Annotated in this window: 25 protein-coding genes; 13 read left to right on the forward strand and 12 right to left on the reverse strand. The window is 45.7% G+C overall.

What is annotated here, in order from left to right:
- Positions 1 to 87: 87 nt before the first annotated feature.
- The gene (locus MKX38_RS02130) at positions 88 to 768 is read right to left on the reverse strand and encodes an ABC transporter ATP-binding protein (protein ID WP_015382762.1); all 681 of its coding nucleotides are present in this window, start codon (positions 766 to 768) and stop codon (positions 88 to 90) included.
- Between the two features lie 15 nt (positions 769 to 783).
- Positions 784 to 2244 (reverse strand): ABC transporter permease, encoded by a 1461-nt coding sequence (locus MKX38_RS02135; protein WP_015382763.1) that lies wholly within the window; start codon positions 2242 to 2244, stop codon positions 784 to 786.
- A gap of 212 nt (positions 2245 to 2456) precedes the next feature.
- On the opposite strand from MKX38_RS02135, the gene yclJ reads away from it, so the two are divergent.
- The 4 genes from yclJ to phrC all read left to right on the forward strand — a co-directional run bounded on the left by yclJ (position 2457) and on the right by phrC (position 5965).
- Positions 2457 to 3140, forward strand: a complete 684-nt coding sequence (gene yclJ / locus MKX38_RS02140) for a two-component system response regulator YclJ (protein ID WP_003246532.1) — start codon at positions 2457 to 2459, stop codon at positions 3138 to 3140.
- Positions 3127 to 4548, forward strand: a complete 1422-nt coding sequence (yclK, locus tag MKX38_RS02145) for a two-component system sensor histidine kinase YclK (RefSeq protein WP_163190361.1) — start codon at positions 3127 to 3129, stop codon at positions 4546 to 4548. Before yclJ ends, yclK begins: the two co-directional genes overlap by 14 nt.
- A 162-nt stretch (positions 4549 to 4710) precedes the next feature.
- Complete coding sequence (gene rapC / locus MKX38_RS02150) at positions 4711 to 5859, forward strand: response regulator aspartate phosphatase RapC (RefSeq protein ID WP_014475800.1); 1149 nt, start codon at positions 4711 to 4713, stop codon at positions 5857 to 5859.
- The gene (phrC, locus tag MKX38_RS02155) at positions 5843 to 5965 is read left to right on the forward strand and encodes a phosphatase RapC inhibitor PhrC (protein WP_003224994.1); all 123 of its coding nucleotides are present in this window, start codon (positions 5843 to 5845) and stop codon (positions 5963 to 5965) included. The genes rapC and phrC overlap by 17 nt, the downstream gene beginning before the upstream one ends.
- 97 nt (positions 5966 to 6062) lie before the next feature.
- Here the strand turns inward: phrC and MKX38_RS02160 are convergent, their stop codons facing one another.
- The 3 genes from MKX38_RS02160 to MKX38_RS02170 all read right to left on the reverse strand — a co-directional run bounded on the left by MKX38_RS02160 (position 6063) and on the right by MKX38_RS02170 (position 7864).
- Positions 6063 to 6152 (reverse strand): YjcZ family sporulation protein, encoded by a 90-nt coding sequence (locus MKX38_RS02160; RefSeq protein WP_015482794.1) that lies wholly within the window; start codon positions 6150 to 6152, stop codon positions 6063 to 6065.
- Between the two features lie 81 nt (positions 6153 to 6233).
- Positions 6234 to 6347, reverse strand: a complete 114-nt coding sequence (locus MKX38_RS02165) for a YjcZ family sporulation protein (protein WP_003234495.1) — start codon at positions 6345 to 6347, stop codon at positions 6234 to 6236.
- A gap of 152 nt (positions 6348 to 6499) precedes the next feature.
- On the reverse strand, positions 6500 to 7864 hold the full coding sequence (locus MKX38_RS02170; protein WP_041340152.1) for an aspartate kinase: 1365 nt from the start codon (positions 7862 to 7864) through the stop codon (positions 6500 to 6502).
- A gap of 384 nt (positions 7865 to 8248) precedes the next feature.
- Between MKX38_RS02170 and yclN the strand changes: the two genes are divergently transcribed.
- The 4 genes from yclN to yclQ are packed head-to-tail and all read left to right on the forward strand — an operon-like array spanning position 8249 to position 11866.
- Positions 8249 to 9199: a petrobactin ABC transporter permease YclN gene (yclN, locus tag MKX38_RS02175; protein WP_262120201.1), complete on the forward strand. Its 951-nt coding sequence runs from the start codon at positions 8249 to 8251 to the stop codon at positions 9197 to 9199.
- Positions 9192 to 10139 (forward strand): petrobactin ABC transporter permease YclO, encoded by a 948-nt coding sequence (gene yclO, locus MKX38_RS02180; RefSeq protein WP_338382220.1) that lies wholly within the window; start codon positions 9192 to 9194, stop codon positions 10137 to 10139. The genes yclN and yclO overlap by 8 nt, the downstream gene beginning before the upstream one ends.
- On the forward strand, positions 10133 to 10891 hold the full coding sequence (gene yclP / locus MKX38_RS02185; RefSeq protein WP_003234487.1) for a petrobactin ABC transporter ATP-binding protein YclP: 759 nt from the start codon (positions 10133 to 10135) through the stop codon (positions 10889 to 10891). The genes yclO and yclP overlap by 7 nt, the downstream gene beginning before the upstream one ends.
- A 21-nt stretch (positions 10892 to 10912) precedes the next feature.
- Entirely contained in the window at positions 10913 to 11866 is a 954-nt protein-coding gene (gene yclQ / locus MKX38_RS02190) for a petrobactin ABC transporter substrate-binding protein YclQ (protein ID WP_339188484.1), read from the forward strand.
- A gap of 46 nt (positions 11867 to 11912) precedes the next feature.
- On the opposite strand, the gene MKX38_RS02195 is transcribed toward yclQ, so the two are convergent.
- The 4 genes from MKX38_RS02195 to MKX38_RS02210 form a co-directional block, all read right to left on the reverse strand.
- Positions 11913 to 13331: an MDR family MFS transporter gene (locus MKX38_RS02195; protein WP_014478836.1), complete on the reverse strand. Its 1419-nt coding sequence runs from the start codon at positions 13329 to 13331 to the stop codon at positions 11913 to 11915.
- A gap of 19 nt (positions 13332 to 13350) precedes the next feature.
- Entirely contained in the window at positions 13351 to 14229 is an 879-nt protein-coding gene (locus MKX38_RS02200) for a TetR/AcrR family transcriptional regulator (RefSeq protein ID WP_003246592.1), read from the reverse strand.
- Positions 14230 to 14392: 163 nt separating this feature from the next.
- Complete coding sequence (gene nfsA, locus MKX38_RS02205) at positions 14393 to 15142, reverse strand: oxygen-insensitive NADPH nitroreductase (protein ID WP_014475811.1); 750 nt, start codon at positions 15140 to 15142, stop codon at positions 14393 to 14395.
- A 16-nt stretch (positions 15143 to 15158) separates the two neighbouring features.
- Positions 15159 to 15446, reverse strand: coding sequence for a putative quinol monooxygenase (locus MKX38_RS02210; RefSeq protein WP_003234477.1), 288 nt, complete (start codon positions 15444 to 15446; stop codon positions 15159 to 15161).
- Positions 15447 to 15585: 139 nt separating this feature from the next.
- On the opposite strand from MKX38_RS02210, the gene MKX38_RS02215 reads away from it, so the two are divergent.
- Positions 15586 to 15900, forward strand: a complete 315-nt coding sequence (locus tag MKX38_RS02215) for a metalloregulator ArsR/SmtB family transcription factor (RefSeq protein ID WP_003234476.1) — start codon at positions 15586 to 15588, stop codon at positions 15898 to 15900.
- Between the two features lies 1 nt (position 15901).
- Here MKX38_RS02215 and gabR read toward each other — a convergent pair whose 3' ends face one another.
- The gene (gene gabR, locus MKX38_RS02220) at positions 15902 to 17341 is read right to left on the reverse strand and encodes a transcriptional regulator GabR (RefSeq protein WP_163131647.1); all 1440 of its coding nucleotides are present in this window, start codon (positions 17339 to 17341) and stop codon (positions 15902 to 15904) included.
- 106 nt (positions 17342 to 17447) lie between these two features.
- Here gabR and gabT point away from each other — a divergent pair, with 106 nt between their 5' ends.
- The 4 genes from gabT to gdh all read left to right on the forward strand — a co-directional run bounded on the left by gabT (position 17448) and on the right by gdh (position 22006).
- Positions 17448 to 18758, forward strand: a complete 1311-nt coding sequence (gene gabT / locus MKX38_RS02225; RefSeq protein WP_283934059.1) for a 4-aminobutyrate--2-oxoglutarate transaminase — start codon at positions 17448 to 17450, stop codon at positions 18756 to 18758.
- A 68-nt stretch (positions 18759 to 18826) separates the two neighbouring features.
- On the forward strand, positions 18827 to 20215 hold the full coding sequence (gabD, locus tag MKX38_RS02230) for a succinate-semialdehyde dehydrogenase (RefSeq protein WP_021481750.1): 1389 nt from the start codon (positions 18827 to 18829) through the stop codon (positions 20213 to 20215).
- A gap of 122 nt (positions 20216 to 20337) precedes the next feature.
- On the forward strand, positions 20338 to 21201 hold the full coding sequence (gene glcU, locus MKX38_RS02235) for a glucose uptake protein GlcU (protein WP_003234455.1): 864 nt from the start codon (positions 20338 to 20340) through the stop codon (positions 21199 to 21201).
- Between the two features lie 19 nt (positions 21202 to 21220).
- Positions 21221 to 22006: a glucose 1-dehydrogenase gene (gene gdh / locus MKX38_RS02240; RefSeq protein ID WP_003246720.1), complete on the forward strand. Its 786-nt coding sequence runs from the start codon at positions 21221 to 21223 to the stop codon at positions 22004 to 22006.
- Between the two features lie 44 nt (positions 22007 to 22050).
- On the opposite strand, the gene MKX38_RS02245 is transcribed toward gdh, so the two are convergent.
- Positions 22051 to 22665 carry a DUF1775 domain-containing protein gene (locus MKX38_RS02245; RefSeq protein WP_003246657.1) on the reverse strand — a complete coding sequence of 205 codons (615 nt, stop codon included), beginning with the start codon at positions 22663 to 22665 and terminating at the stop codon, positions 22051 to 22053.
- A 12-nt stretch (positions 22666 to 22677) separates the two neighbouring features.
- A complete protein-coding gene (gene ycnJ / locus MKX38_RS02250; protein WP_042977436.1) occupies positions 22678 to 24303 on the reverse strand; it encodes a copper transporter YcnJ in 1626 nt (541 codons plus the stop codon).
- Between the last annotated feature and the right edge of the window lie 3 nt (positions 24304 to 24306).

A 24306-nucleotide genomic window follows, 5' to 3' on the forward strand; every position in this document is an offset into this window, starting at 1 on the left:
TGCAGCCGCCGCTCTTTTTATGTTCACTTCTATATAAAAGGGGGATATAGGGTGCGCCCCTGTCTGCACTGGCAGAGGCGCGTTTTGTTATACCACTGCGACGTTTTCCTTCACAGTAAAGCTTCCTCTTGAAAGTCTGATATTGATGTCTGACACTTTTGCAATTTGTTCATCGTGCGTCACCATAATGACGCATTTATTTTCCTTGTGCGCCAGATCTTGAAAGAGGCGTACGATCTCTTTTGATGTGTCCTCATCAAGGTTTCCGGTCGGTTCATCGGCTACGATAAGATCCGTGTCACAGCAGAAAGCCCTTGTAATTGATACCCGCTGCTGCTGTCCGCCGCTCAGTGTGAGCACTTTTTGCCGGGCTTGTTTTTCGTTGATGCCAACCTTCTGCAGCATGTCAAGCGCATATGATTCTTTGTTCTTTTCTTTAGATCCTGTGATTTCCATAGCGGTTGTGACGTTCTGCAAAGCCGTCATATACGGGAGCAGGTTGTACGCCTGAAAGACGATTGATACATATTGATTTCTGAAATTGGTTAAGCCGATTTTAGAAACCGCTTTTCCGTCGTAAAGGATGTTTCCTTCTTTTGGTGCGTCAAGTCCGCCTGCCAGAGACAGGAAAGTGGTTTTCCCCGTCCCTGATGTGCCGACGATTGTGTAGAATTTTCCTTTTTGAAAGCTGATGTTAATATCCTGAAACAATGGCTGGCTTTTGTCTTTATACCAGTAGCCGACTTGTTGAAATTCTAATAAGCTCATAGGTTCCGCCTCTTTCTATTCCTGTTTTGTCAATATCGTTTTCGGATGAAGCCGCAGTACTGAAATTGACGGCAGCAATGTTGCAATGATTGCGATTAGGATGCCGATCCCGCCCAGAATAAGCATGTCGTTCATAGAAACCGCGACGTTCAGTGAATCGATAACGTCCACGTTTGATGAACTGTGGCCGAACATTCCGCCGCCCATGCCGCCACCGCCGCCGGGCATTTGTCCGCTTGCGGTTTGCGTTGAATCGGTTGATGAACTGATCTGCTGGGATAAAAGCTGATTTCCAAGCTGATTCGCGACGAGATTCCCCGTCACAGATGCAAGGCCGATAGCGATAACGGCCACAATCAGAATCTCAGTCAAGAACTGTCCAATCAATTTCCATCGTTTTTCACCGATGGCCATTAACACGCCCATTTCGTATTTGCGCTCCCTGATTGACATCATGACAATCAGGCCAAGGATGACGGCGCCTGCTACTGATACAAGATACACGACGTTTTTAGAGAAAGAAGCCACATTTTCAATCGGGCCGACCATTTGCTGGTAAAGCTGATCGTTTGTATTCAGTGTGTACGTATCGAAGTCAATTGATGTTTTCTTCGCTGCTTTTACGAAAGCATCCATATTTTTCGCGTCGTCCATATAGTAAACAGCTGAGTCAATCGTATTTTTATAGTCGTCACCTTTCAGCGCCGCTGTTGCTGTGTAAGGTGTATAAAGCTTGTTATAAGGATTTAAGAAAGAGAAATTTTGGGCTTGGTCATCACCTGAAGATGTTGTTTTATAAATACCGACGATCTTCAGCTTTACTGTTGTATCCTCATCCGTTGCTGATTCAATTGTGATCGAATCGCCAACGCTTAAATCATTTTCTTCCGCTAATGTTTCGTTGATCACTGTTACTTTTTTGCCGACATCTGATTTTGTAATCGCGCGTCCGTCAGTGATTTTTGAATCTCCGTCAGAGAAGTCATCAACTAATGCTGTGCTGATGACACCTTCAATCGAAAGATCGGCTTGAACCATTTGCGGTCCGCCTTGTCCGCCGCCTTGGCTGTTTTTAGCGTTTGAGCTTGAACTGCTGGAGCTGGAATCACTTGAACTAGAGCTTTCAATCGCATCAAAGTTTCCCGCGTTGGCTGAAGCTGATGTGGTGTAATTGTAGCTCTTCACATGGTCAAGCGCTGCAAGCTTATTCGCATCAGACACTTTGATCGGTGTTGATTCGAAGCTGCGTTTTTCACCGCTGTCCTGCTGTTTTTCCATTTGCTTTTGGCGGTCAACCTGAAGTGTCACGCTTCCGCCGAGTTCCTGTCTGGCCAGTTCGCTTGACTTTTGTGCTGCCGACTGGATGGTGAGGCCTGATAGAACAAAGACACATATGACTGTAAACACAAATAATTGCAATAACGTTTTTCCCTTTTTAGCCTTCATATTCCAAAAGGCCCGTTTGATAAAGTTCATTTATGTTCCTCCGTATAGGTTTTTTTATGGATAAGACCGCCTCTGGGGCGCGTCCCCTTGCTGATAAATTAATTGTAGTCCAAAGGTATGAAAAAAATATGAACAATCTATTTCTAGTTGATGAAATAAAAACTAACAATTGTGAAACGCAAAACCTTCTGTTTAAAATGGTGCTATTATATAAAAAAGCATCAAAACAACCGGAGGATATAATGAAAATATTAATGATAGAAGATAATGTTAGTGTATGTACGATGACGGAGATGTTCTTTTTTAAAGAAGGTTTTGAAGCGGAATTCGTTCATGACGGGTTAGAAGGGTACCAGCGTTTTACGGAAGAAAATTGGGATCTGATCATTTTGGATATCATGCTTCCATCTATGGACGGCGTGACCATCTGCAGAAAAATAAGAGAGACAAGCACGGTGCCGATTATCATGCTGACTGCCAAAGACACTGAATCAGATCAGGTCATCGGCTTTGAGATGGGGGCGGACGATTATGTCACAAAGCCGTTCAGTCCGCTGACATTGGTTGCCCGCATCAAAGCCGTCATCAGAAGATACAAGGCGACAGGCAAAGCGGTTATTGATGAAGATATGATCGAAACGGAATGCTTTACCATCAATAAGAAGACGAGAGAAGTATTATTAAACGGAGAGCCTGTAGAAAATCTCACGCCGAAGGAATTCGATCTGCTTTATTACCTTGTCCAAAATCCGCGGCAGGTGTTCTCCAGAGAACAGCTGCTTGAGCAGGTATGGGGCTATCAATTTTACGGAGATGAGCGAACGGTTGACGTTCATATCAAACGGCTGCGGAAAAAGCTTGCCAGCGAGGACAAGCCTTTCCTGTATACTGTGTGGGGAGTAGGGTATAAATTTGATGAAGATTAAATATTTATATCAGCTGCTGCTAAGCCACATCAGCATTTTGATTTTAGCATTTGTCATTATCATTTCTCTGTTTTCCCACTTTGTGAAGGAATTTGCCTATCAAAACAAAGTAGAGGAATTGACATCATATGCGGTGCAGATTGCAAATGAATTCCAAGCCGGCCAGGTGGACATGCGCAGGCTCTATCCTTATCAGGACATTTTAAGCACAAGAAAGACGCAGTTTATCATCTTTAATGAAGAGCAGCAGCCCTATTTTCTTCCTGAAGGCTTTCATCACCCACCAAGGGAACAGCTGAAGAAGTCAGAATGGAATAAGCTAAAAAAAGGGCAGACTGTCATGATCAGGGCAGATGGCCGTTTTGATGATGAAGTGTCACTTGTGGCGCAGCCTATATTTGTTCAGAACGAATTTAAAGGCGCTGTTCTGCTGATTTCTCCGATCAGCGGTGTTGAACAGATGGTCAATCAGGTCAACCTCTATATGTTTTACGCTGTGATCAGCACGCTTGTGATTACGATTCTCGTGAGTTGGCTTCTGTCCAAATTCCATGTCAAGCGGATTCAAAAGCTGAGAGAAGCGACAGATAAAGTGGCTTCCGGCGATTATGACATCCATTTGGAAAACAGCTACGGGGACGAAATCGGCATACTGGCGTCTGACTTTAATATCATGGCGAAAAAACTAAAGCAGTCAAGGGATGAAATCGATCGCCTTGAGAAGCGGAGAAGGCAGTTTATCGCTGATGTGTCACATGAATTAAAAACACCGCTGACGACGATCAACGGTTTGGTTGAAGGGTTGAACAGTCATACGATTCCTGAGGATAAAAAGGATAAATGCTTCTCGCTGATCAGTGAGGAAACGAAGCGCATGCTGCGGCTCGTAAAAGAAAATCTGGATTATGAAAAAATCAGATCCCAGCAAATTACATTGAACAAGCTAGACGTTCCTCTGATCGAGGTGTTTGAAATCGTGAAAGAGCACTTGCAGCAGCAGGCGGAAGAAAAACAAAACAAGCTGATGATCCAAGTAGAGGATCACGTCATCGTACATGCCGATTATGACCGGTTCATTCAAATTCTCGTCAACATTACGAAAAACAGCATCCAATTTACGCAAAACGGTGACATTTGGCTGCGCGGAATGGAAGGTTATAAAGAGACGATTATTGAAATTGAAGACACGGGAATCGGCATTCCAAAAGAGGATATTGAGCATATTTGGGAGCGATTCTATAAAGCAGATATTTCAAGAACGAACACGGCATATGGTGAATACGGACTCGGTCTCTCGATCGTCAAGCAGCTCGTTGAAATGCACCAGGGCACAGTAGAAATCCAGAGTGAAGAAGGGAAAGGCACAAAGTTCATCATCCGCCTTCCTTTAACGGCAAAACAGCAATAGCATACAGGGCGGCGCATCAACTGATGCAGCCGCCTTTTTTGCACACCGCTTCGGTTTATTGCGTGCTCCCGAAAACAAAGATTGCGTGTTTTTCGGGTTGGGACGATCTATAAACATGATAAAATATGACATAAACAGTTTTTGATGGGAGAGGGTGAAGGAATGAAGAGCGGGGTAATTCCTTCTTCAGCGGTCGGTCAAAAAATTAACGAGTGGTACAGATATATCCGGACATTCAGCGTGCCGGATGCCGAAGTGTTAAAAGCTGAAATCCAGCAGGAACTGAAACACATGCAGCATGATTCCAACTTGCTGCTTTATTATTCACTAATGGAATTCCGGCACCAGCTTATGCTGGATTATCTTGAGCCGTTAGAGAAATTAAATATCGAAGACCAGCCAAGCCTGTCTGAATTATCAAGAAACATTGACAGCAACCAGGCAGATCTCAAAGGGCTGCTCGACTATTACGTGAATTTTTTTCGCGGGATGTATGAATTTGATAAGCGGGAATTTATTTCTGCCATTACATACTATAAACAGGCGGAGAAAAAGCTCTCCTTTGTCGCAGACCATATTGAACGGGCTGAATTTTATTTTAAAATCGCGGAAGCTTATTATTATATGAAGCAAACGTATTTTTCATTGATTAATATAAAAAACGCCTATGAAATTTACGTGGAGCAGGAAACCTATAATGTGAGAATCATTCAGTGCCATTTCGTGTTCGGGGTCAACCTGATGGATGAAAGAAATTTCGAACAAGCCGCACGCCATTTCAAATTGGCGCTCAACATGGCCCAAGCGGAACAAAAAGCCCAGCTGGTCGGAAGAGCATACTACAATCTCGGGTTATGCTATTACAATCAAGACCTTCTAGACCCTGCCATTGATTACTTTGAAAAAGCGGTCTCCACATTTGAAAGCAGCAGGATCGTCAATTCTCTCCCGCAAGCCTATTTTTTAATCACCCTGATTTATTATAAACAGGGAAAACATGATAAAGCTTCGGAATATCACAAGCGGGGCTATGAATATGCTAAAGAAACAGACGATGCAGACTATGCCGTAAAATTCGAGTTTTTGCAATCCCTATATCAGGATCAGCCCAATGAAGAAGGAATCGAACGATGTTTCCAATACTTAAAAAATAAAAATATGTACGCTGATATAGAGGATTTAGCCCTAGAAGTAGCAAAATATTACTATGAACAGAAATGGTTTAAACTGTCTGCTTCCTACTTTCTACAAGTTGAAGAGGCAAGAAAACAAATACAAAGGAGTGAAGGTTTGTATGAAATTGAAATCTAAGTTGTTTGTTATTTGTTTGGCCGCAGCCGCGATTTTTACAGCGGCTGGCGTTTCTGCTAATGCGGAAGCACTCGACTTTCATGTGACAGAAAGAGGAATGACGTAAGAACAAGCCCCTTCTCATTTGCGAGAAGGGGTTTTTCTTTTCAAAAACACCGCAAGACATAGTCTTGCGGTGCCGCCTTCATGGAGATTACGTTTATTTAGTAGCCTCCTACAAATGCAGTTCCCACAATGATCAAGAGGATAAATAACACAACAATCAAAGCGAAAGAAGTTCCGTAACCTGACATTTTGTGCACCTCCTTGCGAGATTGCTTCAGCATATACTGCAAAACTGTGGCGGACAGGGTCCCGCAGAGACGGTCAGCAGCTTAGAAGCCGCCAACAAACGCAGTCCCTACGATAATTAAAAGAATAAACAATACAACGATTAAAGCGAAAGAACTGATGCCGCCGTAACCGCCGCCGTTAGAGTATCCTGACATAAGGTTTCACCTCCCTATGAAGGATACTATAAGATATGCTGAACCGATCCATTTGGCAGGGATAATAGTGGACAAGAGAAAAAATGAACAATTCGGCTATATGAAGGTGATATAAAAAATAGCGGGCGCTGCCGCCCGCTATTTATGTACGATTAAGAGATTAGCACGCCCGCGAAAAATTCCTGGTATAACGCTTGAACGGCTTTTCTTTCTTCGGCTTCTTTTACGCCAAACATCATGCTCACTTCAGAAGATCCCTGATTGATCATTTCGATATTCACCTGTGCCTCTGATAATGCTTTGGCGGCTCTTGCCGTTGTACCGACATTGTGGCGCATCGCTTCCCCTACAACCATAATCAGGGCGAGATGATGCTCGACGATGACTTCATCGGCATGCAAATCCTCTTCGATCCGTTTGATGACGCTGCGTTCAGTGGCGGCATCCATTTGCCCCTGCCGTAAAATGATCGTCATGTCATCAATTCCCGATGGAACATGTTCATACGTCAAACCATGCTCCTCCAGAATTTGAAGGGCTCTGCGGCCAAAACCGATTTCTCTGTTCATGAGATACTTGCTGATATAAATGCTGCAAAAACCGGTGTCGCTGGCAATGCCGACGACAGGGCCGTTTGTGTTATCCCGCTTGCTGACGACGCGGGTGCCTTCGGATGAGGGGTTGTTCGTATTTTTGATCTGAACAGGAATCCCCGCTCTGAATGCCGGAATGAGCGCTTCATCATGAAACACCGAAAAACCCGCGTAGGACAGCTCCCGCATCTCTCTGTATGTCAGCTCGCTGATTTCCTTTGGATTCTCAACGAAGGACGGATTGACAGAATACACAGCGTCTACGTCTGTAAAGTTTTCGTACAAATCGGCTTGTAGTCCGTTGGCAAGAATCGAACCGGTAATATCAGAACCGCTCCGTGAGAATGTGATCACATCGCCATCCTTGCTGAATCCGAAAAAACCGGGAAAAATGATGAGTCCGTCACGTTCCCGAAGACGATAGAGGTTTTGATAGGATTCAGGAAGAACTTGCGCGTTGCCGGGTTCATTTGTCACAAAGAGGCCGGCATCCTTCGGGTTTACATATTCCGCTTTGACGCCTTTATAGCGGAAGTAAGCGGCGATCAGCTTGGCATTGTTATCCTCTCCGCTGGCCTTGACTGCGTCAAGGTATTGCTCGGGATTGCTTTTATCTCCTTCTAAAAGCGTAAACAGATCATCTCTGATTTTTTCGATAATGCTTTGCCCCAGCTGAAGCTCACTGGCGATGAGAGCGTACCGTTCCACAACAGCTTCCGCCAGTTCAGGTGCGCTGCCTGTTGCCAAATATTGTTCTGCACATGCGATTAAGAGATCAGTCACTTTCGTATCCTCGGCATAGCGTTTTCCCGGAGCTGAAACGACTACAGCTTTCCGTGCCGGGTCTGAGGTAACGATGTGAAACACCTTGTCAAGCTGGGCGCCTGAAGCAAGTGAGCTGCCTCCGAATTTAACGACCTTCATGTTTACATCTCCTAATGTTTAAAATTTTCACACAAATTTAGTATTTATTATCTCTCTTTCAGTACTGTAAATCAAGGGGGAATTTCTTTCTGGAGAGAACATTTGTATTTTTCACGAGGAATGGTGTCAGGTTTGCTGACCGTATGCCTGCGTTATAAAGATAAATATGGTAAACAGCCTAACGTTTTGAGATGGAAAATGGTTAGAATGATTAGTAAAATGGATAAATGACTAGGTTAATATTTTTAAAGAATATTGACTAACCCTAAAAAAATGGTAATATGTAAATGATAATGATAATCAATTACTATATGGCCATATTGTTTTGAGTCCTTGCGGAGTAGGAGATACGTTCTTTTTGCTGTAAGGATGTAAGGAGGCAGCATGAAGCTACGTTACTTATTTATTCTACTTATCATATTAGCAGTCACATCTGTATTTATCGGCGTAGAAGATCTGTCGCCGCTTGATCTCTTCGATTTAAGCAAACAAGAGGCGTCAACGCTGTTTGCAAGCCGTTTGCCGCGATTGATCAGCATTGTCATCGCGGGATTAAGCATGAGCATCTGCGGTTTGATTATGCAGCAGATCAGCAGAAATAAATTCGTGTCACCGACGACGGCGGGCACGATGGATTGGGCGAGGCTCGGCATTTTAATTTCCTTGCTGCTGTTTACATCCGCCAGTCCTTTAATCAAAATGCTGGTCGCGTTTGTCTTTGCCCTTGCAGGAAATTTTCTGTTTATGAAAATCCTTGAAAGAATCAAGTTTAACGACACCATCTTTATTCCGCTTGTCGGTCTAATGCTCGGGAATATCGTCAGTTCAATCGCGACATTTATCGCATATAAATATGACTTGATCCAGAATGTGTCATCATGGCTGCAGGGAGACTTCTCTTTAGTCGTGAAAGGAAGATACGAGCTTCTTTATCTGAGTATTCCGCTCGTCATCATTGCCTATGTGTATGCGGATAAATTGACATTGGCCGGTATGGGTGAAAGCTTTTCTGTCAACCTCGGCCTGAAGTACAAACGGGTTGTGAACATCGGGCTCATTATCGTGTCCCTGATCACGTCTCTTGTCATTTTGACTGTCGGTATGCTGCCGTTTCTCGGTTTAATCATCCCGAATATTGTATCGATTTACAGAGGAGACAATCTGAAGAGCAGCCTGCCGCATACTGCACTATTGGGAGCGGTTTTTGTGCTGTTTTGCGATATACTGGGCAGAATCATTATCTTCCCTTATGAAATCTCGATTGGCCTGATGGTCGGAATCATCGGCAGCGGCATTTTCCTGTTTATGCTGTTAAGGAGAAAAGCCTATGCGTAACCAGATGAAAATAGCTTTGCTCGTTGTTTTAGCCATTGTATGTATAGGCTTGTTTTTGTTTTATGACTTAGGCAATTGGGATTACACCCTGCCGAGACGAATCAAAAAAGTCGCTGCCATTGTACTGACGGGGGGAGCGATTGCGTTTTCGACCATGATCTTTCAAACGATTACGAACAACCGCATCCTGACGCCGAGCATTTTGGGCCTTGATTCTCTCTACATGCTGATTCAGACTGGCATTATCTTTTTGTTCGGTTCTGCGAATATGGTCATCATGAATAAAAACATCAACTTTATCATCTCTGTTCTGCTGATGATCCTGTTTTCTCTTGTTTTGTATCAGATCATGTTCAAGGGTGAGGGGAGAAATATCTTTTTCCTTCTGCTTATCGGAATCGTGTTTGGCACGCTGTTCAGCAGCCTGTCTTCTTTTATGCAGATGCTGATTGATCCGAACGAGTTCCAAGTTGTGCAGGACAAGATGTTTGCCAGCTTTAACAATATCAATACGGATTTGTTATGGCTCGCGTTCATCATCTTCCTGCTGACAGGCGTTTATGTCTGGCGTTTTACAAAATTTTTCGATGTGCTGTCGCTCGGACGCGAGCACGCCGTGAATTTGGGCATTGACTACGACGAAGTGGTGAAGCAGATGCTGATCGTGGTTGCGATTTTGGTTTCTGTTTCAACAGCGCTAGTTGGGCCGATTATGTTTTTAGGCCTTCTGGTCGTCAACCTGGCGAGAGAATTCCTGAAAACATATAAGCATTCATACTTAATCGCAGGCTCCGTTTTCATCAGCATCATTGCGCTGGTCGGAGGGCAGTTTGTGGTTGAGAAAGTGTTTACCTTCTCAACGACGCTGAGCGTCATTATTAATTTTGCCGGCGGGATTTATTTTATCTACTTGCTGTTAAAGGAGAATAAATCATGGTAGAGGTCAGAAATGTAAGCAAACAATATGGCGGGAAAGTTGTTCTTGAAGAGACGTCAGTCACGATTCAAAAGGGCAAAATCACCTCGTTTATCGGTCCTAACGGCGCCGGCAAAAGTACGCTGCTGTCTATCATGAGCCGCCTGATCAAAAAGGATTCCGGCGAGATTTACATAGACGGACAAGAGATTGGAGCATGTGACAGCAAAGAGCTTGCCAAGAAAATGAGCATTTTGAAGCAGGCGAACCAAATCAATATCAGGCTCACGATCAAAGACCTCGTCAGTTTTGGCAGGTTTCCGTACTCACAGGGCCGGCTGACAGAGGAAGACTGGGTTCATATCAACCAGGCGCTTAGCTATATGAAGCTGGAAGACATTCAAGACAAATACTTGGATCAGCTGAGCGGCGGACAGTGCCAAAGGGCATTTATCGCCATGGTCATTGCCCAGGACACAGATTATATCTTTCTGGATGAACCGCTGAACAATCTGGATATGAAACACTCAGTTGAAATTATGAAACTGCTGAAACGGCTGGTAGAGGAGCTTGGAAAAACGATCGTGATCGTCATTCACGATATCAATTTTGCTTCAGTCTATTCTGACTATATCGTCGCTTTGAAAAACGGCCGAATCGTTAAAGAAGGACCACCTGAAGAAATGATAGAAACATCAGTGCTTGAGGAAATCTACGATATGACCATCCCGATTCAGACGATTGATAATCAAAGAATAGGTGTTTATTTTTCTTAATATATAGAAGAGGTGAGGAGCATGAAAAAGTTCGCATTACTATTCATCGCTTTGGTGACGGCAGTTGTGATTTCTGCATGCGGAAACCAAAGCACAAGCAGCAAAGGTTCTGATTCTAAGGAAGAACAAATCACGGTGAAACACCAGCTGGACAAAAACGGAACAAAAGTACCGAAGAGCCCTAAAAAAGTTGTAGTATTTGACTTTGGAAGCTTAGATACATTAGATAAACTTGGACTTGATGATAAAGTAGCGGGATTGCCGAAACAAGCCCTTCCTAAATATCTGTCCAAATTCAAGGATGACAAATATGCTGACGTCGGAAGCTTAAAAGAGCCAGACTTCGAGAAAGTGGCAGATTTAGACCCTGACTTGATCATTATCTCAGGAAGACAATCTGAGTCTTACAAAGAATTCTCTAAAATTGCGCCGACAATTTACCTTGGCGTAGACACAGCGAAGTATATGGAATCATTTAAGTCTGACGCAGAAACAATCGGTAAGATCTTCGATAAAGAAGATGAAGTGAAGGATGAACTCTCAAAAATCGATCATTCAATCGCAGATGTAAAGAAAACGGCTGAAAAGCTTAACAAAAACGGTCTCGTCATCATGGCGAACGACGGGAAGATCAGCGCATTCGGTCCTAAATCAAGATACGGCCTGATCCATGACGTGTTCGGCGTGACACCGGCTGATAAAAACATCAAAGCGTCTACTCACGGACAAAGCGTTTCTTACGAGTACATTTCAAAAACAAACCCGGATTACCTGTTTGTCATTGACCGCGGTACAGCGATCGATGAAACATCATCTACTAAACAAGTCGTTGAAAATGATTATGTGAAAAATGTAAACGCAGTGAAAAATGATCATGTCGTCTACCTTGATTCTGCTACTTGGTACTTATCAGGAGGCGGTCTTGAGTCTATGGCACAAATGATCAAAGAAGTGAAAGACGGTTTAGAAAAGTAAAACCAAAAAGAGCCCCCGCTAAGTAGCGGGGCTCTTTTTTTGTTAATCAGCGTGCCGGCTGCTGTTCGGCAGGGCGCTGAGGTTTCTTTAATGTGAATGAGAGAAGGAAGCCGACAAGTGCAATGACGGCAGCCACAATAAAAGCGGCGTTCATGCCGTGCAGGGCGGCGTGCTTCACATTTGTCGTGCCTGCATGTGCCGCCTGGTTGCTCATCACGGAAACCAATAGTGCGGTTCCGATCGAGCCGCCGACTTGGCGAATCGTGTTGTTCATCGCAGTTCCGTGCGGAATCAAGTGGCGCGGCAGCGCGTTGATTCCGGCTGTTGTCACCGGCATCATGATCATGGCGGTGCCTAAGAGACGAACGGTGTATAAAACGACAATCCAAGCGAGTGACGTATGGTCAGTCAGCTGCATAAACGGCAGAGATGTCAGGAAGATGATGCAGAAACCTGCAATCGCCAGCCCTCTTCCGCCGACACGGTCAAAAATTCTTCCGATAATCGGTGACATGAAGCCCATCACAACAGCTCCCGGCAGAAGCATAAGCCCTGTATCAAAAGCTGTGACGTCTCTGACGTTTTGTGTATAAAGCGGCAGGATGGTTTCCGTACCGATCAATAATGCAAAGACGAGGGTTCCCAGCAGTGTTGTTAAGCTGAAAACGCCAAATGTGAAGACGCGGAATTCCAGCATCGGTTTTTCAAGCTTCATTTGTCTTGTGATAAACAAGAGCAGCGCGATGACACCCACCAGCAGTGAAATCAAGACGGTTGAACTGGACCAGCCATAAGAGCCGACGCTTGAGAAGCCGTACAGAAGCCCGCCGAACCCAAATGTTGAAAGGATGACTGATAAAATATCAATCTGTGTTTTTCTTAAAGTCGTCACGTTTTTCATCAGGATGCTGGCAAGAATCAAATCAATCACAGCAAACGGAAGAATAATATAAAACAATGATCTCCAAGAGAAAGCTTCGACAGCCCATCCGGAAAGAGTCGGTCCGATCGCAGGCGCGAATGAGATGACCAATCCGACCATACCCATAGCCTGGCCGCGCTTTTCAATCGGAAAGATTGTCAGGAATACAGTCTGCATGAGCGGCATCATAATGCCGGCTCCGGCCGCTTGAATGATACGCGCTGTCAGCAGAACCGGGAAGTTCGGCGCGAACGCTCCGACGACTGTTCCGGCAGTGAAAATGCTCATTGCTGTGATGAGCAGCGCCCGGCTTGTGAATTTCTCAATTAAAAACGCGGTAATCGGAATTAAAATCCCGTTGGTTAACATAAATGATGTGGTCAGCCATTGTGCTTGGTTGGCATCGACATTGAAATCCCTCATGATATGGGGAAGTGCGGTAATCAACAATGTCTGGTTCAAAATCGCCACAAACGCTCCGGCTAACAAAATGCCGACAATGACAGAACGGTTAAAAGGTTTTTGTTCAATACTTGTGTTCAATACATATCCCTTCTTTTCTCTAAGTAATTAACAGTGTTTTTAACATGGAAACGGGCTGTGTTAAAACACCGGTTTGTTCCAGATAGCCAATCAGTGATTTGAGTAAAAAAGCGCGGGGTTCTTCCTTCTTCGCTTCTTCCTCCAGCATAGCGGCTGCGGATGTCAGTTCATCTACGTCATAGTCCGCGGCGGACAGGGAAGAGATGCCTTTATGTAATTCCTTCAGGCTTTCCGATAATAGGACTGATTTATCCTTTGGCTTGTAGGAGGATGCTGAATGAATATAAAGCTCGATGGCTTCGGGCGGAAGAAGAGACTGGCGGGTTTCCCTGTTTTTGATAATCTGATTGAGGGTGCTGATGATAAACTCTGCGATCGGGTCAAGCTCAAGCGGTTTTTCCTCGATTTTGATCAGCATTAAAAACTCACGCATCATGCCGTGAAGAATGATAACCAAATCCCACACAAACGGGAGAATGGTTTCTCCATACGCCTGGATCAGCGAATCGCGGTGCCAGCAGATAATCGTCGATCTGGTCTGATGGATATGCTGTTTGACCCGGTCATTGTGCAGCTTGGGGTTTCCGTAGGTCAGCATATTGAAAAACTGCTGATTCCGCCTGAAGCCCTCCAGTTCCATTTTGACCTTTTGCGTCAAACGCTCCTCCGGTGTAAGTGCTGTATTTTCCTGAAGTCTTGAGGCCGCGGCCACCATTTGCTTCTGGTTAAATGACAGCAGCTCCAAAAGCAGATCTTCTTTAGATTGAAACAGCTTATATATCGAAGCTTTTGACATCTTACATTCTTCTGCGATCGCCTGCATGGAAACCGACGTAAAATCCTTTTCCGAAAAAAGCTTTCGCGCGGCTAACAAGATATCTGTTTTTTTATCAAGCATCTCATGGCTTCCTTCTTTCTTGAACATTAGAAAACCCATTGGTTCACAGAAAACCAATGAGTAACTATGAAAAAATTTTACCAAATAAACAAAATAGAAGTCAATGGATTTTAACCGGGTAAATGAAAGGCCTGCCGGAAAATCCGACAGGCCGAATAAGAGCTTATTTTTCAACTTTAAATCCTTGTTTTTCAAGCATTTCACGGATGTGCGGATAGTACAGGCGCTCATAGTAGGAAGCGATGCTCTGTGACCAGTTTCTTGTTTCTTTTCCGTTTGTCCGTTTATTCATGTATTCAGACATCTGTTCGTCGTATGCCTGAATGTGAGACGTCAGCTCATCCTGATTCAAATAAGTTTCCTGATGATTGACAGCTTCCTGCGGCAAGCGCGGTTTTTTCGCTGAACGGTCGGCAGGATGCCCAATGACAAGGCCGGATAAAGGGAACACGTATTTTGGAAGCTCAAGCAGTTCGATCAGCTCTTGAGGGTTTCCGCGAACCGCACCGATCGGAACTGTGCCAAGTCCGAGTGACTCAGCCGCTGCTGTTGCTGTGCCGAGGGCAATACCAGCGTCTACTGCGCCGACAAGAACAGATTCCAATCCATTTGTGATTTCCATTTTGAAATCATGCAGATCTTCAAGCGCAATTTTGGCCCGATTGAAATCTGCGCAGAACAGCAGGAAAACAGGAGCTTGATCGATCCATGGCTGGCCGCCTGCCAGCTCGGAGATTTTCTTTTTGCGCTCTTTATCCTGGACTGTGATCACAGTCACTTGCTGTCCGTTGATAGAAGAAGGGGCTGATTGCACCGCTTCAATGATTTGGTCCAATTGCTCCTGAGCTACAGGCTCATCTGTGTAGCTGCGAATCGAGCGGTGGTCTTTTAAAGATTTAATCACTTCATTCATATGGAACACCCTTTCTTTACTCGCTAAGCTCTGTGCGGACAACATCAAGAGGGGCGCTCAGCAGTTCTTTTCCTTTTGCGACAAACCCTTGGAAATGCGCAGTTTCGTTATGGAATTTCATTGCCGCTTCATCTTTCCATTTTTCAAGCATGACAAATGTATTTTCTTCGCCTACTTTTTCGAATAGGTCGTATTGCGCGTTGCCTTCCTCAGCTCTTGAATGCTGAACAAGTGATTGAGCCTCGCTCAAAAATTCCTCGCGTTTTTCTGGTTTTACTTTGATGTAAGCTTGTAATACGATCATTTAAATCTCCTCCGTTGTTATGCGAATTTATTGTTCGAATTTCATCGAACTAAATGTAACATGTATTCTAAATGAGGTAAAGGAAAAACCCTTATATAGTAAAATTGTCATTCTAATTGTTGTGTGATACATTTGTGTCATGAACATTCCAAACCATCCAGAAACAGAAACATTGCAGCTGACAAAGGTTCTTCATGCACTTAGTGATCCGCTTCGTTTAGAGCTCGTCAAGCAATTAGCTGAAGCAAAAGAAAAAACGTGCAGCACCTGTGCAGATGTGCAGGTTGCCAAATCGACTTTGTCGCATCATTTTAAAGTTTTGAGAGAATCGGGCATCGCTCAAGTTCGGATAGAAGGAAAGCGCCGGTATTATTCGCTTCGCGCTGAAGACCTTGAAAAGGCATTTCCGGGCCTGCTTGAAGCCGTGCTGAATGTAGACCAGGACCGCTGGTGAATCAATCCCCTGTAACGGGGATTTTTTTATGTCCGTAAACCGCTTTGAAAAGCCGCTGCACACCCTCCTGAATATCTTCTTCCTTCAGCCGTGCAAAACCAATAATGAGAGCTGGCCTGCCCGTTTGCCGCTTGTTTTCCTTCAAGTTAAATCGGCTCATTCCGAATATTTCAAGCTGCAGCCCGGCAGCATGTGACAGGATGTCTTGTTCGGTGCGCCTGGTATCAAATTCGGTAACAAAATGCAGCCCCGCATTTGCCCCTTTTACGGTAACCTCTCCGCTGAACTCTGCTTCTAAAGCGGTGATCAGGCGTTCTCTCTTTTCTTTATAATGCTGCTTCATTTTTTTTATATGCTTCTGATATTCACCAGACTCGATAAATTCCTGCAGGGTGAGCTGTGTGAGTGATGAGCAAGTCTGCAGATCATAGCCCCGCTGTTTGTATGCCCTCAACAGCTCAGGCGGCAACACCATATAGCTGATCCGCAAGCCGGGGAGAAGGGACTTTGAAAAGGTTCCCATATAGATGACATTTTGAAAACGGTCGAGGCTTTGCAGCGCCGGAATACTGTCTACATCATATGTGAATTCACTATCATAATCGTCCTCAATGATATATCGGCGCGGCTCCTCGGCTGCCCAGTTCAGCAGCTGAATTCTTCTGGATACAGGCATAATCGTTCCGGACGGAAACTGATGCGACGGGGTGGTCACCAGCACATCTGGCTGCTGTCTGGTGATTTCAGCAATCGACATGCCTTTTTCATCCAGCATGATCGTCTTGACTTGTTTTCCGGCATTCTTCAAAAGCTGATACATGCGCCTGTAGCCTGGCTCCTCCATCGCATACACGGCTTCCTTGGGTAAAAGCTCAGTCAACAGCTGCATGAGCACCTGTGTGCCTGCCCCTATGATCATTTGTTCTGGCCTGCATTTTACACCCCTCGTCAGGGAAATGAGCCTGGTAATGGCCGCTCTCACTTCATATATCCCTTGCGGATGTGACATATCGCCGAGCGTGCGGTATGAGCGGGAGGCCGCTTTTTGCTCGCAGCGGAACCAGCTTTTGATCGGAAAATGGTCTGTATCGGAACTCATGTGTGAAAACGATATCCAATTGTTCTGGTCGATGTGAATCTCTTTTAGATCATCCGGCAGTGCAAATGGAGGGTGCTCCTCGGCGGAAAACATGTCTAGTTCCTCCACGAAGAAACCCTTTCGTTCAATGGCGTACAAATACCCTTCAGCCAGTAGCTGCTGATAGGCTGAATTCACTGAATTTACGCTGACCTTGAGATTTTCAGCCAGCTCCCGCTTGGAGGGAACCTTCGAGTGCGGCAGCAGATTGCGGCTGAGGATTTCTTTTTTCAGCTTTTGATAAATTTGCTGATAGATATAATCGGCTTGCTCTGAACGATCGAGTGTAATTGTGATATCCATTTTGTAGTTTCTCCTTCTGATACCATCAAAAAGTTATAATTGGTACTTTTCATCATACCAAAGAGAAGTCAGAATGATAAGAAAATACCGACAGGGGGATATTCACATGAGTCAAACAACAGTAAGCATCACAACTGCACAATGGCAGCAAAAACGGGATCAATTTGTGTCAAAAGGTGTGAGCAACGGCAACCGCAGTCTGGCGGTCAAAGGAGAAGGGGCCGAGCTGTACGATCTGGATGGCCGGAGATTTATTGATTTTGCAGGCGCCATCGGCACGTTAAATGTCGGACACTCGCATCCGAAGGTGGTTGAGGCTGTGAAGCGGCAGGCGGAGGAGCTGATTCATCCTGGTTTTAATGTCATGATGTACCCGTCTTATATCGAGTTAGCCGAAAAACTGTGCGGCATTGCACCGGGCAGCCATGAGAAAAAAGCGATTTTTCTTAACTCAGGGGCAGAAGCGGTCGAAAACGCTGTGAAAATCGCCAGAAAGTATACAAAGCGCCAAGGCGTTGTCTCGTTTACGCGCGGGTTTCACGGGCGCACGAATATGACGATGAGCATGACAAGCAAGGTAAAACCTTATAAATTCGGTTTCGGGCCTTTTGCGCCAGAGGTTTATCAAGCGCCGTTCCCTTATTATTATCAGAAGCCGGCCGGCATGAGTGATGAAAGCTATGACGATATGGTCATTCAAGCGTTCAATGATTTCTTTATCGCTTCAGTGGCGCCTGAAACGGTGGCGTGTGTCGTGATGGAGCCAGTGCAGGGAGAAGGCGGATTTATTATTCCTTCGAAACGGTTCGTACAGCACGTCGCTTCATTCTGCAAAGAACACGGCATTGTTTTTGTTGCTGATGAAATCCAAACCGGCTTTGCCAGAACTGGCACTTATTTCGCAATTGAGCACTTTGATGTAGTGCCCGATCTGATCACGGTTTCTAAATCGCTTGCGGCAGGCCTGCCATTAAGCGGTGTGATTGGGCGTGCGGAAATGCTTGATGCGGCAGCGCCAGGGGAGCTGGGCGGCACGTATGCCGGCAGCCCGCTCGGCTGCGCGGCGGCTTTGGCAGTCTTGGATATTATTGAAGAAGAAGGACTGAATGAGCGATCTGAAGAAATTGGCAAAATCATTGAAGACAAGGCGTATGAGTGGAAACAAGAATTCCCGTTCATCGGTGACATCCGCAGACTCGGGGCGATGGCCGCAATCGAAATCGTCAAGGATCCTGACACGCGTGAGCCTGATAAGGCAAAAGCAGCAGCGATCGCGGCCTATGCGAATCAAAACGGATTACTTTTGCTGACAGCGGGAATTAACGGTAATATCATCCGCTTTTTGACACCGCTCGTCATCTCAGACAGCCTATTAAATGAAGGGCTCAGCATCTTGGAGGCGGGCCTGCGAGCTTAATCATTGGAAAGAAAACGGCTGGGTCTGCTATCATTTTAAGTAATCATGAAAAGAAAGGAATGTTCAATATGCCAGATCAATTAACGGTCTACAACCCGGCTACGGGCGAGGAGATCAAAACGATTCCTCAGCAATCAGCCAAAGAAGTAGAAGAAGCCATTGAACGTTCACATCAAGCGTTTAAAACGTGGTCTAAAACATCAGCGAACGAAAGAGCGTCTCTTTTGAAAAAATGGTATGAGCTGATTGTTGAACATAAAGAAGAACTTGCAGATTTAATTACAAAGGAAAACGGAAAACCATACCAAGAAGCAGTTGGCGAGGTACTTTACGGCGCAGGCTATATCGAATGGTTCGCAGAGGAAGCGAAGCGTGTGTACGGAAGAACGGTCCCGGCCCCGACAACGGGTAAACGAATTGTTGTCACACGCCAGCCGGTCGGCCCCGTTGCTGCTATCACGCCCTGGAATTTCCCGAATGCGATGATTACGCGCAAAGCGGCGCCTGCTCTTGCCGCTGGCTGTACATTTATCATCAAGCCGGCGCCGGACACACCGCTGTCTGCTTATGAACTGGCGCGCCTCGCATATGAAGCGGGCATTCCGAAGGATGTTCTTCAGGTTGTAATCGGCGATGGAGAAGAAATCGGAAATGTGTTCACAAGCAGTCCGAAAATCCGCAAAATCACCTTCACAGGCTCAACACCTGTAGGGAAAATCCTTATGAAAAACAGCGCGGACACCGTGAAGCACGTCTCAATGGAACTCGGCGGACACGCCCCGCTGATCGTAGATGAAGATGCGGACATTGACCTTGCCGTTGAACAGGCGATGGCGTCCAAATACCGAAACGCCGGCCAAACCTGCGTATGTGCCAACCGCCTGATCGTTCATGAATCCATTAAAGATGAATTTGCTGCGAAACTGAGCGAGCAAGTGTCTAAGCTGAAAGTCGGAAATGGACTTGAGGAAGGCGTCAATGTCGGCCCGATCATTAACAAACGTGGCTTCGAAAAAATCGTCAGCCAAATTGATGATGCGGTTGAAAAAGGCGCGAAAGTGATTGCTGGGGGCACATATGACCGAAACGATGACAAAGGGTGCTACTTTGTGAATCCGACAGTGCTCACCGATGTCGATACGTCCATGAACATCATGCATGAGGAAACATTCGGCCCGGTCGCCCCGATCGTCACGTTTTCTGATATTGATGAAGCGATTCAGCTTGCCAACGATACACCGTATGGCTTGGCTGCTTACTTCTTCACAGAAAACTACCGCCGCGGCATCTATATTTCCGAGAATCTAGAGTATGGCATTATCGGCTGGAATGACGGCGGACCGTCAGCGGTTCAAGCGCCATTCGGCGGAATGAAAGAAAGCGGCATTGGCCGTGAAGGCGGTTCAGAAGGTATCGAGCCGTACCTTGAAACAAAATATTTGTCCATCGGTTTATAAAAGAATGCACGCTCCTGAGAGCTGCCGGATTTTCCGGCAGCTCTTTTTCTGTTCCGGCGAATAATCACAACAATTCCAGCCAAAATAACAGCAAATACATTTTGAAAGAAGGTTCCCCAACAATGGATTTATTATTGGCTCTTCTCCCGGCTTTGTTTTGGGGGAGCATTGTTCTCTTCAATGTGAAATTAGGCGGCGGGCCGTACAGCCAGACACTGGGAACGACGATCGGGGCACTCATTGTTTCTATCGTTATTTACTTTTTTGTTCAGCCCGTTCTGTCCCTTCGCATTTTTATTGTTGGAATCGTATCCGGCTTATTTTGGTCACTTGGACAGGCCAACCAGCTGAAAAGCATTCAATTGATGGGCGTGTCGAAAACAATGCCGATTTCCACAGGAATGCAGCTCGTTTCCACCTCGCTGTTCGGTGTGATCGTGTTCCGCGAATGGTCAACACCGATTGCGATTACGCTTGGCGTTCTCGCTTTGATCTTTATCATTGTGGGAATCATTCTCACGTCCTTGGAAGATAAGAATGATAAAAAAGAGGGCGAGCCAAGCAATTTGAAAAAGGGCATTTTGATTCTCCTTGTTTCGACTCTTGGTTATTTGGTTTATGTAGTCGTGGCTAGATTATTCAATGTGTCCGGCTGGTCCGCGCTGCTGCCACAGGCAATTGGCATGGTGGTCGGGGGGTTAGTTTTAACCTATAGACACAAACCCTTTAACAAGTATGCGATCAGAAATATTCTCCCAGGGTTAATCTGGGCAGGCGGAAATATGTTTTTGTTTATTTCTCAGCCGCGAGTCGGCGTTGCAACGAGCTTTTCCCTTTCACAAATGGGAATTGTCATTTCTACGCTCGGCGGTATTTTCATCCTGCGTGAAAAGAAAACGAAACGCCAGCTAATAGCAATTGCGATCGGGATTATCCTGATTATTGCCGCCGCCGTATTCTTAGGAATCGCCAAAACAAATTCATAACAAATGGAGGAGGATGTATATGTATCCGGATTTAAAAGGAAAAGTCGTCGCTATTACAGGAGCTGCTTCAGGGCTCGGAAAGGCGATGGCCATTCGCTTCGGCAAGGAGCAGGCAAAAGTGGTTATCAACTATTATAGTAATAAACAAGATCCGAACGAGGTAAAAGAAGAGGTCATCAAGGCGGGCGGTGAAGCTGTTGTCGTCCAAGGAGATGTCACGAAAGAGGAAGATGTAAAAAATATCGTGCAAACGGCAATTAAGGAGTTCGGCACACTCGATATTATGATTAATAATGCCGGTCTTGAAAATCCTGTGCCATCTCACGAAATGCCGCTCAAGGATTGGGATAAAGTCATCGGCACGAACTTAACGGGTGCCTTTTTAGGAAGCCGTGAAGCGATTAAATATTTCGTAGAAAACGATATCAAGGGAAATGTCATTAACATGTCCAGTGTGCACGAAGTGATTCCTTGGCCGTTATTTGTCCACTATGCGGCAAGTAAAGGCGGGATAAAGCTGATGACAGAAACATTAGCGTTGGAATACGCGCCGAAGGGCATTCGCGTCAATAATATTGGGCCAGGTGCGATCAACACGCCAATCAATGCTGAAAAATTCGCTGACCCTAAACAGAAAGCTGATGTAGAAAGCATGATTCCAATGGGATATATCGGCGAACCGGAGGAGATCGCCGCAGTAGCAGCCTGGCTTGCTTCGAAGGAAGCCAGCTACGTCACAGGCATCACGTTATTCGCGGACGGCGGTATGACACAATATCCTTCATTCCAGGCAGGCCGCGGTTAAACATAAAAAGCGACCCAGACATGACATCTGGATCGCTTTCTTTATTAGGCACGCTTTTTCTTTACAAGTGCTGCTACAGATAAAATAATGGCAGCCGCAGACAGCACCATCGCTGTAATGTCTAGAGCTGAAGAACCTGAGTTTTCGGAATCGTCTTCTGTTTTCGTGGCGCCGTGCTCATCTGTCACTTGCTTTGCAGACGTGATGTTTGTAATGGAATGAGGTGTATCGGCATCCTCGTCACCTGTCCACTCAACAATGCTGCCGTCTTTGTAATATTGGTATGCGTCCCAAGCAGCTTCCTCCGCTTTGTCAGGGTTTTTGGCAACAAAGGTAAACTGCTGGAACTGGCCTTCCTGAATGCCTCCGTCAGTCGCCTCCCATGTCACGGATACTGATTTGTCATCATGTTTTTGAGTGGAAACCTTCCAGCCCGGAATTGGCTCATATTGCTGGAATTCAACATCCTTCGGCATTTTGAGGACAACCTTCGTTGTCGGCAGATTTTTCTCAGAAGGAACCTTCATTGTATACGTTTCCCAAGAGCCTGCAGCAGACTCAGCCGGTTTTACAGAAACATGCGCGCTGGCAGGGGCCGTAAAGAATAAGAGGGAGCCGACAATAGCCGGACATAGTGTCAATGCGATTTTTTTCAACAACGTAAACACTCCTTAATTGGTCTTTGTAAACATGATATTGATTTCGTTAAAGTCGCCGGTCAGGCCGTGGACTTTGATCTTCCAGTTTCCTTTTTCATTAATCGACAGGTTTTGATCTTGGAAGACGCCTTTTGTTTTTTCTTTTAATGTAAAGGTGCTTTTGTTTTCGCTGCCTGACAGGCCTGTTTTATAAACGGTTAACGTGATTTGCTGGATGTTTTTCACGGGATCTCCGTTATGGTCGGTGACACGCAGCTCAAAAACATTTTTTCCGGGCTGGTTTGGGCTGATGCTGAGAGAAACGCTTTGTCCGTTCTCTATCGCTTTGGTTTGGTAGAACGGTTCCGGCGCTGGCTCAGGCGGGCTTGGCAGGCTTGTAAACACGGCCGCTGTGATCAATACAGCGATGCCGATTGCCCACTCCGCTTTCAACGTTCGGCTGATTCCTGTGCGGCGCTGCTTTCTAGTAAGCAGAAAATGAATTGCGCCTAAGACCAGCATGAAAACAAACAGCCCGCTTTTCACTAAAAGAGCTTGGCCGTACGCTGTATGGAACAGTGAATCCATTGAACGAATGATGAAAAATCCATTGAGCAAGCCTGAAAACAAAATGACGCCGACTGCAGTGAGCGCCCATGGGGAGAACCGTCTGACCGTCTCCCACGCGAGCGTTTTGTCAGGCTGCCTCCATTCTTTTGAGAGCAGCAAAACGAGTGCCGCTATTCCGCCGACCCAGATGGAAGCGGAAGTTAAATGAAGGAAATCCATCAAAATGCCGACCGTTTTTTCTTCAACGACAGCAGCATGCCCGGTAAACGCCTTGGCAAGCAGGAGACCGAAAAAGAAAATGAGCGGCGCTATCCAATAGCCAAAGGATGAAAAGCGGTTTTTCCGTATCGCAGGAATTACAGACAGTGCGAGCAGCACGAACAGCGCGGCCTGTATGATCCAAATGGAGCCGCCTGCTGTCTCAAACAGTGTTTCTCTGATGTAGCCCGGCTGGAATGCGCTGCCCCAGCCGCCGCCTGCGTTCGCTTTTGTCTGAATCGGAAGCTGAAGCAAAAGCGCCAGCCCCAATGCTGCGATCGAGCCGGTCAGGATACGTCTCGTCCGTTTGACGAGCTGGTCTGATTTCCCTTTATACCAGAAAAGATGGAAGAAAACCGTTCCGATAAACAGAGATAAGGCTGTATACAGAATCGCGCGATCTGCTGCTGTTCCCGGATTCAGAGCTGAGTCGGCTGCTTTTTGGCTGCTGAATCCGCCATCCGCTTTCCCGATACTGAACGGAATGACGCCGGAAACAGGATGTCCATCCGCGGATACGGCATTCCATTCCGCTCTGTACACATCTTTAGGCAGATTCTTCTTCAGCTTCACTGTCATGATGTGATGATTATCTTTTTTGATTTCAGTCTTGTCCGTATCCACACGGTCGCCGTTTGAATTATAGACTTTAATGTAATGAAACCCTTCTTCAACCGGTTCATTAAATTCGATTTCCACCTGTGCAGGGGCGCTTTTTAATTCGCTGTTTTCCCCAGGTGAAGATTTGACAATATAGGCGTGAGCAAAGCTTGTTTTCGGCAGGAAAACAAGAAAAAGCAGAAGGATGATCCACCATCTGTTTCGCTTCATCAC

It is taken from the genome of Bacillus sp. FSL M8-0025 (assembly GCF_037975475.1).
GTDB classification, from domain to species: Bacteria; Bacillota; Bacilli; order Bacillales; family Bacillaceae; genus Bacillus; species Bacillus subtilis.

Bases quoted from the DNA above. Each gene is read 5' to 3' on its own strand.
- MKX38_RS02130 (WP_015382762.1), bottom strand. From the start codon at position 768: ATGAGCTTATTAGAATTTCAACAAGTCGGCTACTGGTATAAAGACAAA.
- MKX38_RS02135 (WP_015382763.1), bottom strand. From the start codon at position 2,244: ATGAACTTTATCAAACGGGCCTTTTGGAATATGAAGGCTAAAAAGGGA.
- yclJ (WP_003246532.1), top strand. From the start codon at position 2,457: ATGAAAATATTAATGATAGAAGATAATGTTAGTGTATGTACGATGACG.
- rapC (WP_014475800.1), top strand. From the start codon at position 4,711: ATGAAGAGCGGGGTAATTCCTTCTTCAGCGGTCGGTCAAAAAATTAAC.
- phrC (WP_003224994.1), top strand. From the start codon at position 5,843: ATGAAATTGAAATCTAAGTTGTTTGTTATTTGTTTGGCCGCAGCCGCG.
- MKX38_RS02160 (WP_015482794.1), bottom strand. From the start codon at position 6,152: ATGTCAGGTTACGGAACTTCTTTCGCTTTGATTGTTGTGTTATTTATC.
- MKX38_RS02165 (WP_003234495.1), bottom strand. From the start codon at position 6,347: ATGTCAGGATACTCTAACGGCGGCGGTTACGGCGGCATCAGTTCTTTC.
- MKX38_RS02170 (WP_041340152.1), bottom strand. From the start codon at position 7,864: ATGAAGGTCGTTAAATTCGGAGGCAGCTCACTTGCTTCAGGCGCCCAG.
- yclN (WP_262120201.1), top strand. From the start codon at position 8,249: ATGAAGCTACGTTACTTATTTATTCTACTTATCATATTAGCAGTCACA.
- yclO (WP_338382220.1), top strand. From the start codon at position 9,192: ATGCGTAACCAGATGAAAATAGCTTTGCTCGTTGTTTTAGCCATTGTA.
- yclP (WP_003234487.1), top strand. From the start codon at position 10,133: ATGGTAGAGGTCAGAAATGTAAGCAAACAATATGGCGGGAAAGTTGTT.
- yclQ (WP_339188484.1), top strand. From the start codon at position 10,913: ATGAAAAAGTTCGCATTACTATTCATCGCTTTGGTGACGGCAGTTGTG.
- MKX38_RS02200 (WP_003246592.1), bottom strand. From the start codon at position 14,229: ATGCTTGATAAAAAAACAGATATCTTGTTAGCCGCGCGAAAGCTTTTT.
- nfsA (WP_014475811.1), bottom strand. From the start codon at position 15,142: ATGAATGAAGTGATTAAATCTTTAAAAGACCACCGCTCGATTCGCAGC.
- MKX38_RS02210 (WP_003234477.1), bottom strand. From the start codon at position 15,446: ATGATCGTATTACAAGCTTACATCAAAGTAAAACCAGAAAAACGCGAG.
- MKX38_RS02215 (WP_003234476.1), top strand. From the start codon at position 15,586: ATGAACATTCCAAACCATCCAGAAACAGAAACATTGCAGCTGACAAAG.
- gabR (WP_163131647.1), bottom strand. From the start codon at position 17,341: ATGGATATCACAATTACACTCGATCGTTCAGAGCAAGCCGATTATATC.
- gabT (WP_283934059.1), top strand. From the start codon at position 17,448: ATGAGTCAAACAACAGTAAGCATCACAACTGCACAATGGCAGCAAAAA.
- gabD (WP_021481750.1), top strand. From the start codon at position 18,827: ATGCCAGATCAATTAACGGTCTACAACCCGGCTACGGGCGAGGAGATC.
- glcU (WP_003234455.1), top strand. From the start codon at position 20,338: ATGGATTTATTATTGGCTCTTCTCCCGGCTTTGTTTTGGGGGAGCATT.
- gdh (WP_003246720.1), top strand. From the start codon at position 21,221: ATGTATCCGGATTTAAAAGGAAAAGTCGTCGCTATTACAGGAGCTGCT.
- ycnJ (WP_042977436.1), bottom strand. From the start codon at position 24,303: ATGAAGCGAAACAGATGGTGGATCATCCTTCTGCTTTTTCTTGTTTTC.